Origin of the sequence: Silanimonas sp., assembly GCF_027530345.1 — a bacterium.
Taxonomy (GTDB): Bacteria; Pseudomonadota; Gammaproteobacteria; order Xanthomonadales; family Xanthomonadaceae; genus Silanimonas.
In genome coordinates, this window is the sequence record NZ_JAPZQK010000012.1 from 31,328 (window position 1) to 40,253 (window position 8,926).

Annotated in this window: 12 protein-coding genes; 5 read left to right on the top strand and 7 right to left on the bottom strand. The window is 70.0% G+C overall.

From position 1 onward, the window contains the following. The first annotated feature begins 21 nt into the window (after positions 1-21). Genes O9255_RS06995 through O9255_RS07005 form a run of 3 tightly spaced genes read left to right on the top strand, consistent with a single transcriptional unit; the run spans position 22 to position 2,568 of the window. Complete coding sequence (locus O9255_RS06995; protein ID WP_297866140.1) at positions 22-1,167, top strand: AI-2E family transporter; 1,146 nt, start codon at positions 22-24, stop codon at positions 1,165-1,167. Further along, complete coding sequence (hda, locus tag O9255_RS07000; protein ID WP_297866141.1) at positions 1,164-1,871, top strand: DnaA regulatory inactivator Hda; 708 nt, start codon at positions 1,164-1,166, stop codon at positions 1,869-1,871. Before O9255_RS06995 ends, hda begins: the two co-directional genes overlap by 4 nt. 40 nt (positions 1,872-1,911) lie before the next feature. Beyond that, positions 1,912-2,568, top strand: a complete 657-nt coding sequence (locus O9255_RS07005) for an NAD(P)H-dependent oxidoreductase (RefSeq protein ID WP_297866142.1) — start codon at positions 1,912-1,914, stop codon at positions 2,566-2,568. A gap of 3 nt (positions 2,569-2,571) precedes the next feature. Here the strand turns inward: O9255_RS07005 and murU are convergent, their stop codons facing one another. From murU to O9255_RS07025, 4 genes are read right to left on the bottom strand one after another with little or no spacing between them, the layout of a single operon-like run. Next, positions 2,572-3,291, bottom strand: a complete 720-nt coding sequence (murU, locus tag O9255_RS07010; protein ID WP_297866143.1) for an N-acetylmuramate alpha-1-phosphate uridylyltransferase MurU — start codon at positions 3,289-3,291, stop codon at positions 2,572-2,574. A gap of 12 nt (positions 3,292-3,303) precedes the next feature. Further along, positions 3,304-4,329 (bottom strand): phosphotransferase, encoded by a 1,026-nt coding sequence (locus tag O9255_RS07015; protein WP_297866144.1) that lies wholly within the window; start codon positions 4,327-4,329, stop codon positions 3,304-3,306. Between the two features lie 4 nt (positions 4,330-4,333). After that, complete coding sequence (locus O9255_RS07020) at positions 4,334-4,600, bottom strand: GlsB/YeaQ/YmgE family stress response membrane protein (RefSeq protein WP_297866145.1); 267 nt, start codon at positions 4,598-4,600, stop codon at positions 4,334-4,336. Positions 4,601-4,619: 19 nt separating this feature from the next. Continuing rightward, positions 4,620-6,113, bottom strand: a complete 1,494-nt coding sequence (locus tag O9255_RS07025) for a M20 family metallopeptidase (RefSeq protein WP_297866146.1) — start codon at positions 6,111-6,113, stop codon at positions 4,620-4,622. Between the two features lie 225 nt (positions 6,114-6,338). On the opposite strand from O9255_RS07025, the gene O9255_RS07030 reads away from it, so the two are divergent. Together O9255_RS07030 and O9255_RS07035 are read left to right on the top strand one after the other, a co-directional pair. Next, on the top strand, positions 6,339-6,689 hold the full coding sequence (locus tag O9255_RS07030; protein WP_297866147.1) for a helix-hairpin-helix domain-containing protein: 351 nt from the start codon (positions 6,339-6,341) through the stop codon (positions 6,687-6,689). A gap of 207 nt (positions 6,690-6,896) precedes the next feature. Further along, on the top strand, positions 6,897-7,475 hold the full coding sequence (locus tag O9255_RS07035) for a HutD family protein (protein WP_297866148.1): 579 nt from the start codon (positions 6,897-6,899) through the stop codon (positions 7,473-7,475). 11 nt (positions 7,476-7,486) lie between these two features. Here the strand turns inward: O9255_RS07035 and O9255_RS07040 are convergent, their stop codons facing one another. The 3 genes from O9255_RS07040 to O9255_RS07050 all read right to left on the bottom strand — a co-directional run bounded on the left by O9255_RS07040 (position 7,487) and on the right by O9255_RS07050 (position 8,905). Next, the gene (locus O9255_RS07040; protein WP_297866149.1) at positions 7,487-7,981 is read right to left on the bottom strand and encodes a bacteriohemerythrin; all 495 of its coding nucleotides are present in this window, start codon (positions 7,979-7,981) and stop codon (positions 7,487-7,489) included. Between the two features lie 82 nt (positions 7,982-8,063). Beyond that, on the bottom strand, positions 8,064-8,381 hold the full coding sequence (locus O9255_RS07045; protein WP_297866150.1) for a non-heme iron oxygenase ferredoxin subunit: 318 nt from the start codon (positions 8,379-8,381) through the stop codon (positions 8,064-8,066). Further along, positions 8,378-8,905, bottom strand: a complete 528-nt coding sequence (locus O9255_RS07050; protein ID WP_297866151.1) for a GNAT family N-acetyltransferase — start codon at positions 8,903-8,905, stop codon at positions 8,378-8,380. The genes O9255_RS07045 and O9255_RS07050 overlap by 4 nt, the downstream gene beginning before the upstream one ends. Between the last annotated feature and the right edge of the window lie 21 nt (positions 8,906-8,926).

The window sequence follows — 8,926 nt, forward strand, 5'->3', positions numbered from 1 at the left end:
CCCGATGCCAAGGACCGCCCGATGACTGCCCCGCTGCTCTGGTTGCGCCCCTGGCTGTGGCTGGGCGGCTTCGTCGTGCTCGGCCTGCTGCTCTGGCTGCTGGGCCCCGTGTTGACGCCCTTCGCGGTCGCGGCCCTGTTGGCGTGGGTGGCCGACCCGCTGGTCTCTCGCATCGAGCAGCGCGGGCGCTCGCGCGGAACGGCGGTCACTCTCGTGTTCCTGATGATGAGCCTGCTGGTGGTGCTCATCGTGCTGCTGTTGGTGCCGATGCTGAAGACGCAGATCGAGCAAGCGGGCGAGTGGGGCCCGAAGCTCGGCGTGTGGATCACCGGAACGGCGATTCCCTGGGTGGAGGCCCGCTTCAGCGTGTCGATCGCCGCTTACGTCGATCCGGCGGAACTCGGCAACCTGCTGAAGGCGCACTGGCAACAGGCCGGCGGCGTCGCGGCGAACGTGATCGGGGGCCTGTCGAAATCTGGACTCGCTTTTCTCGCGCTGGTGGCCAACCTGCTGCTCATTCCGCTGGTGACGTTCTATTTCATGCGTGACTGGCGCGGCATGATCTCGGCCGTGCACGAGCTGATTCCGCGCCCGCTGGAGCCCACGGTGGTGCGTCTCGCGCGGGAGTCCGACGACGTGCTCGGCGGGTTCCTGCGCGGCCAGGTGAGCGTGATGATCGCGCTGGGCCTCATTTACGGCGTGGGCTTGAGCCTCATCGGTCTCGACCTCGGCTTCCTGATCGGGATGATCGCGGGCCTGCTCAGCTTCGTGCCCTACCTCGGCACGGCCATCGGGCTGGTGGCGGCGGTCATCGCCACCCTCGTCGAGCATGGCGATCTCTTCCACCTCGTCCTGGTGTGCGCGGTGTTCAGCGGCGGCCAACTCATCGAGGGCTTCGTGCTGACGCCCTGGCTGGTGGGCGACCGCATCGGCCTGCATCCGGTGGCGGTGATCTTCGCCATCATGGCCGGCGGCCAGCTGTTCGGTTTCCTCGGCATCCTGCTGGCGCTGCCGGCGGCGGCGGTGTTCATGGTGCTGCTGCGGTACGCGCATGAGCGCTACACGCAGAGCCTGCTGTACCGCGAGGACCGCGACGGCGACGGCGTTCTGGAAGGCGAGGCTGAAGGCCCGCCCGCCGACGAGGCCGGCGACACGCGTCCGGCATGAGCGCCCAGCTGCCGCTGGCGCTGCCGGTGGGGCCGGACCAGCGCTTTGAACTGTTCGTTGGCCACGACTGGGCCGTCGAGGTCCTGCGCGCGGCTTCACGGGGCGAGCCCAGCCCGGTGGTGTCGATCGATGCCGGCCTGTTCGTCGAAGGCGCCGAAGGGAGCGGCAAGAGCCATCTGCTGTTGGCCGCGTGTCGCGAGGCGCACGAGGCCGGACGTCGCGCACGCTACCTGCCGGTGCCGGCCTTCGCCGGTGCGCTGGGCACGATCCTCGAGGGCCTCGACGCGAACGACCTCGTGGCCCTCGACGGCATCGAGGCCGCCTCCGCTTCACGCGAGGACTGCGAAGCCCTGTTCCACCTGCACAACCGCCTTCGCGACGCCGGCCGAACGCTGGTGTATGCCTCGCGTCTTCCGGCCGCGGACCTGGCTTGGGCGCTGCCCGACCTGCGCTCGCGCCTCGGGCAGGGCCTGCGCGTCTCGCTCGACGTCCTCGATGACGACGGGCGCCGCGAGGCGCTGCGTCGCCGCGCCGCGCGCCGCGGCCTCGAACTCGACGACGCCGTGCTCGACTGGCTGTTCCGTCGCGTCGACCGCGACCTGAAATCGTTGACGGCGCTGCTCGATCGCCTCGACCGCGCAGCGATGGCCGCACAGCGCCGGCTGACGGTGCCCTTCGTGCGCCAAGCGCTCGATCTCGATTGACCATCCCGCGGCGCTCCGGCCGCGATGCAAGGGAGGCCCCATGAACGTCCTCGTCTTCCTCGGTTCGCGCCGGGCGTCGTCGCCGCCGAATCCGCCACGACTTGGCGAACGCGTCGCCCGCCATCTGGTCGGCGAAGCGTCGACGTCTCTCGACGTGCAACTGATCGATCCGCTGTCCCTGCCGATCGAACCGGTGTTCCGCCCGGTGTTCACGCGTCCGGCGGCCGAGGTGCCGCCCGCGATGGCCGAGCTGCACGCGCGCATCCGTGCCGCCGACGCCTACGTGATGGTGAGCCCGGAGTACAACCATTCGCCGAGCCCGGCACTCACCGACCTGCTGAACGCGTTCCCGAGCTCGGCCTTCGCCTTCAAGCCCAGCCTGATCGCGACGTACTCGTCCGGCCAGTGGGGCGGCACGCGGGCCGCGGTCGGTCTGCGCACGTTCCTCTCCGAACTGGGCTGCCTTCCGGTTTCGGCGATGCTGCATTACCCGCACGCGGATCGCGTGTTCGATGCGGAAGGCCGTCCCGCCGCCGGCGAGGATGCGGCTCGATGGTCCAGCTATGCCGCGCGGGGGCTATCGCAGCTGGCGTGGTGGGCGCAGGCCGCGGCGGCCCAGCGCAAAGCGGTCGATCCGTTTGCCGCGTCGCCGCCGTTCCGGCGCCGTCCCACGGAGCGCGACGCGCCGGCGGGTTGAACCTCAGCGCAGGGCGGCGTCGAGGGCCGCCAGCCGCTCGGGCGTGCCGACGTCGGTCCAGCGGCCGTCGTGGTGCTGGCCGGTGATCGCGCCGCGGGCGATGGCCGCATCGAACAGCGGGCGCAGCTTGAATCGCGGCGGCGTTTCGTTGGCGCCCGGCGCGTTCCCCACGATCGCCGGCCAGGCCTCGAGGAACTCGCGGCGGTAAAGGCCGATGCCGGAGAAGGTGAGCGCCTCGGCGTCGGCGGTCGCGAGCTGCAGACGCCCGTCGTCGCGGAGGGCGAAATCGCCGCGGCCGTGGTGCTCCGGGTTCTTCACCATCACCAGGTGCGCGAGGCCCGCCGGTTCACTCGGCAGGGTCGCGAAGTCGAAATCCGTCCACACGTCCGCGGCGATGGCGAGGAAGGGGGCCTCGCCCAGCAGCGGCAGGGCGTTGAGCATGCCGCCGCCGGTTTCCAGCGGTTCCGGGCCTTCGTACACGTAGTGCAGGCGCAGACCCCAGGTACCGCCGTCGCCCAGTGACGGTGCGAAGCGGTCGGCCAGCCAGCTGGTGTTGATCACCACCTCGCGCACCCCGAGCGCGGCGAGTTTTTCGAGGTGCCAGGCGATCAGCGGCTTGCCACCGGCAATCAGCAGGGGCTTCGGCGTGGTCTCGGTGAGCGGGCGCATGCGCTCGCCTTTGCCGGCGGCGAAGACGAGGGCGTGCGTCGGGCGGTCGGCCATGGGGATTGCGACTCAGCGCGACGGCAGCGCGCCGACCTGCGGCAGCACGCGCTCCTCGATCACCGCCTGCAGGGGCTGCAGCATCCGGTGCTTCGGGATCACGTCGAGCAGGTAGCGCACGAAGCGCGGCGCGTCGGCGAGGTACTTGGGTTTGCCATCGCGGTGGTTCAAGCGCGCGAAGATGCCGAGCACCTTCAGATGGCGCTGCACGCCGATCAGATCCACATCGCGGCGGAAGTCGGTGAGCCCCGGCACGGGAAGGCCAGCCGCCGTCGCGCGCTCGTGGTAGCGCGCCACGCCCCAGTCCACGAGCTCGGGCGGCCAGCCGTGGAAGGCGTCCTTGAACAGCGAGAGCACGTCGTAGCTGATCGGCCCGATCACGGCGTCCTGGAAGTCCAGCACGGCGAGTCCGCCGTCGCGAAGCGGCATCAGGTTGCGCGGCATGAAGTCGCGATGCACCAGCACGCTGGGCTGCGCGAGGATCGCGTCCATCAGCCGGCGGTAGACCAGCTCCAGAGGATCAGTGAGCGCGCAATCCAGCGCATGGCCGAGGTGCGTGCCCAGCAGCCAGTCGTCGAAGAGCTTCAGCTCGCGCGTCAGCAGGGCCTCGTCGTAGCGCGGGAAGCCCGTCGGCGCGGCGATCTTCTGCAGTGGCAGCAGCTGGTCGAGCGCGGCATCGAACCAGGTCGTGGCGTTCGCTTCGTCGATGACCTGCAGCAGGCTCTGTGTGCCGAGATCCTCCAGAAGCAAGAAGCCGGCGTCGACCTCGCGGGCCAGCACGCGCGGGACACGCACGCCGCCGTGTTCGAGCAGGTCGCGGATCTTGAGCCAGGGCCGCACATCTTCCTTGCCGGGCGGCGCGTCCATGACGATGCGCGTCGGCTCGCCACTGCTGCGCCAGTAGCTGCGGAAGCCGGCGTCCATCGAGGCGCGTTCCAGCGTGGCCGAGGCGTCACCCAGCGCTGCACGGGCGAAGGCGAGGCGGTCGTCGGCGCGTGCGGCGTCGTCGGCCACGACGGCCGTTCCGGTGTTCGTCATCGCGTCACTTGCCCTTCAGCGCCTTGACCAGCGCGAGCAGCGCCACCGCGCCGCCCACCGCGGCGGCGAAGCGCATCCAGCGCCCGCCGACGGTGATGTCGAAGGTGTCCAGCACCCACGAGGCGCAAATGGCACCAGCCATCCCAAGCAAGGTGGTGAGGATCAGGCCAAGCTTCTGCTTGCCCGGGAAGATCCAGCGCGCCAGCAGCCCAGCGACGAAGCCCAGCAGCAGGATCTGCACCCAGCCGTAGCCGAGGAAAGCGAGGTCCATCGAACGTTCTCCCTAGAGATCAGCAGCAGCCGTGGTCGCCGAATTCCGCGCCGCCCGCGGCCACGCCGACGCCCCGCGTCAGGCCCTTCTGCGAGGCCTCGTAGTGCTCGGCGATCACCTGCGCCACCGCCTGCGTTACTCGCTTGCCGGTGGGGATGTGCAGGAACTCGTTGGGGCCGTGCGCGTTGCTGTGCGGGCCGAGCACGCCGGTGATCATGAACTGCGCGCCGGGGAACTTCTCGCCGAGCATGCCCATGAACGGGATGGTGCCGCCTTCGCCCATGTACATGGCCGGCGCGCCGAAAGCGTGCCTCGACGCATGGTCGATGGCGTGCGACAGCCACGGGCTCATCGCCGGGGCGTTCCAGCCGGTGCTGCTCTTCTCCAGCTCGAAGCTCACCTTCGCGCCGTAGGGCGGGCTCTGGATGAGCGCGTCGCGCAGCGCGTGGCCGGCCGTCTTGCCGTCGGCCGTGGGCGGCAGGCGCATCGACAGCTTCACCGCGGTGAAGGGGCGCAGCACGTTGCCGGCGTTCGACAGCGAGGGCCAGCCCTCTTGGCCGGTGACCGAGAGCGCCGGGCGCCACGTGCGGTTGAGCACCAGCTCGGCGAGGTCGTCGAGCGCGGGCTGCATGCCCTTCACGAAGGGGAACTTGCTGTACACCTCGTCTCCGAGGACTGCGGCGGCCTTCTTCGCCTGCTCGATGCGCTCCGGAGGGATCGCAACGTGCAGGGCGTCCAGCGTGACGCGGCCGGTCTCGATGTCCTCGATGCGGGCCAGCAGCTGGCGCAGCACGCGGAACGACGAAGGCACGACGCCGCTGGCGTCGCCCGAGTGCACGCCTTCGTCCAGCACGTCGACGCGCAGGTTGCCGCCGGCGAGGCCACGCAGCGAGGTGGTGCACCAGAGCTGGTCGTAGTTGCCACAGCCGGAGTCGAGGCAGACCACCAGCGAAGGCTTGCCGATGCGCGCGGCGAGATGGTCGACGTAGAAGGGCAGGTCGTAGCTGCCGGATTCCTCGCAGGCTTCGATGAGGATCACCGCGCGGCAATGCGGCTTGCCCTGGTCCTGCAGGGCCTGAATCGCGGCCAGCGAACCGAACAGCGCGTAGCCGTCGTCGGCGCCGCCTCGGCCGAACAGTTTGTCGCCCTTGATCACCGGCACCCAGGGGCCGAGGTCCGGGTCCCAGCCGGTCATCTCCGGCTGCTTGTCGAGGTGGCCGTAGAGCAGGACCGTGTCGCCGTCCGCGCCGCCGCCGTCGGTGCCCGGGACCTCGATGAAGATCAGCGGCGTGCGGCCCTCGAGGCGCACGATCTCGACCGTCATTCCCTTCACCGGCTGCCGCTTCGCCCAGTTGGCGAGCAACTGCGTGGCGTCCTCCATGTAGCCGTGCTTCACCCAGTCGGCGTCGAACATCGGCGACTTGTTGGGGATGCGGATGTACTCGACGAGGCGCGGGACGATGTCGTCGTCCCACATCTGGCTGACGAAAGACTGGGTGCGGGCGTGGTCCATGGCAGGCTCCGTGGCGGCCGCGGCGGGCCGTCGTGAATGGCGTTGCGTGGATTGTAGTCGGCGGGCGGAGCGGGGGTAGGAAAATTCCTACAAGACGTCGCGCCGAACTCCTAGCCGACATCGGGCGCTCGGTCGATAACCTGACACCCGTCGGATCGCGATGCTGTCTCCACCGCGGCACGAACCCCGCCGCGGCCCCAAGGATGACGGACACGGAGCCCCCCAATGAACTTCCTCAGCAAGACTTTCGCCGCGCTGCTGTTGGCCCTCGCCTTCGCCGGCACGGCCCAGGCCAACGAGCGCATCAACATCAACACCGCCGACGCCGCCACGCTGGATCGCGTGATGGACGGCGTCGGCCCCGCGAAAGCCGCGGCCATCGTCGAGCACCGCCGCGTGCACGGCCCGTTCCGCTCGATCGACCAGCTCGTCAACGTGAAGGGCATCGGCCCGGCCACGCTCGAGCTGAATCGCGCGCGGATCATGGTGGGTGGTGCACCAGCCGCGGCGCCGGGGACGGCCCGCGCGGCAACGAGCGCCCCGCGCCCCACCGCACCAGCCCCCCGGGTGCGTTGAGGCACGGTCTCAAGGACGAGCGCGTCGCCCACGGAGAGGCGCAAGGATGAACCAGGAAGCGCTGCCCCGGACGGCGGCGTGACCGGCAAGGACGCTGCCCGGTGTCGCCCATGGAATGGGCGGCCGGGCCTTTTTCTTCCGCCCCTTCCCGCATGGCGAGGGGCGGGCCAGACTGTCGGGGACCTGTGTTCCGATGTCGGCCCCCGCATGATCGAACTGCTCCCCGCTACCACCCATCGTCGCGAGCGCTGGAAGAACGGCGGCGGCTGGACGCGCGAGATCCTGCGATTCCCGGCGGACGGCGCCTGGGACTGGCGGATCTCGGTGGCGGAAGTAGGCTGCGACGGTCCGTTTTCGCCCTTCCCCGGCTGCGAGCGCGAGATCGTCCTGATCTCGGGGCAGGGCATGGAACTGCACTTCGCCGATGGCGAGATGCATCGCCTGGTGCCGCCGCACGGTCGGCTGCGCTTCTCCGGTGAGCGGCCGCTGACGGCCCTGCTTGTGGATGGTCCGACGGTTGATTTCAACCTGATGTGGAAGCGCGACGCCATCGACGCGCAGCTGCTGCATCGTCCGATCGTCGGATCGATGCTGTTCTTCGGCGAACCCGACGTGACCTGGGTGCTTTACGTGCTGGCCGGGCAGGTGCGCACGCCGGCCGGCGTACTCGAGGTCGGCGATGCGGCACGCATCGCCATTCCCCCCGGCGAACGGCGGGTCATCGAAGGCGGTGGTGAGGTGCTGCTGGCGAAGCTGCAACCGGCGAACCCGGCGGCCCAAGGCTAGGCCCTGCGGTTTCAGCGCACCCCGTGCGCCCGGAGATGGGCGCTGTAGGCCATGTCGTCCTCGAGGATGTGCTCGGCCAACCAAGCGATCAGGAAGCGCATCACGTCCCGGGCCAGCGCGCTGTCGCCGCTGTCGAGACGTTCGCGGAAGGCGCGAAGCTGGGCTTCGAAGTGGCGATGGCCGTGCTCGTGGTCTTCGTGCTCGACCCAATGGTGCAAGGCGAACAGGCGTTCCTCATGGCGGAAATGCAGCCGGGTGTAGGACTCCAGGCCGGCGATCACCTCGGCCAACGCGGCGGCGGACTGGCCGCGTGCGATCGTCGCGCTCAGCTGGTTGATGTAGGCCAGCAGCACGCGATGCTGGGCATCGATGCTGTCGATGCCGACCGAGAGCAGCGGCGACCACGGGATGGGCTGGCCTTTGGCGGCCATTTCGGCGAGTGCAGGCCCCATCGAGGGCAGCAGGCTGTTGGTCTTGGACGACGGGAGCGGGGCGGCGGCGGACATGGCAGGGGCCAGAAATCGTGTCCCGCACAGGCTGGCATTCCCGCGTTCGGGTGATTTGACCGCGGTCAATCCGGCGGGGGGGTCAACGGTCGTCGCGGGTCCAGACGGCGCCGTCCTCGACCTTCACCGGGAACTTCACCAGCGGCAGGTAGGCCGGCGCGCACTGCGCCTCGCCGCTGCGCAGGTCGAAGGTCGCCGAGTGCAGCAGGCAGACCAGCACGCCCTGTTCGGCATCGAAGGGCCCCGCCGAAAGCTCGTAGTCCTCGTGGGTGCACTTGTCCTCGACGGCGTACAGCGTGCCGTCGAAGTTGATGACGAGGATCGGCGTATCGCCGTCCCAGACCACCCGCGTCTCGCCGGGCGCGAGTTCGTTCTCGGCGCAGACCTTCACCCAAGTCACAGGGCCTTCTCCAGCACCTCGAAGCGCAGGTCATCGCGCTTGGGGTGGCCGAAGCGCGCGTCGCCGTAGGGGAAGGGCTTCTTGATGCCGGTGCGGCGGTAGCCGCGGCGCTCGTACCAGGCGATCAGTTCGTCGCGGACGTCGATCACCGTCATACGCATCGCCGGCAGCTGCCAGTCCTCGCGGGCGACGCGTTCGCACTCGCGCAGCACGGCGTCGCCGAGGCCACCGCCTTGCCGGGTCGGATCGACGGCGAACATGCCGAAGTAGCCGGCGCCGGCGTCGTCGCAGACGTGGGCGCAGGCCACCAGGGCGCCGTCGCGCTCGGCGAGCACGACGCGGCTGCGGGGGCGGACGAGATCGTGCTCCAGCACCTCGGGGGCCACGCGCGGGCCGTCGAGCAGGTCGGCTTCGGTGGTCCAGCCGGCGCGGCTGGCGTCGCCGCGGTAGGCCGAGGTGACCAGCGCGATGATCGCGTCGCGGTCGGCGAGTGCGGCGGTGCGGAAGTACAGCGGTGCGGTCATGGCGTTGGCGTGTGGCGTTTG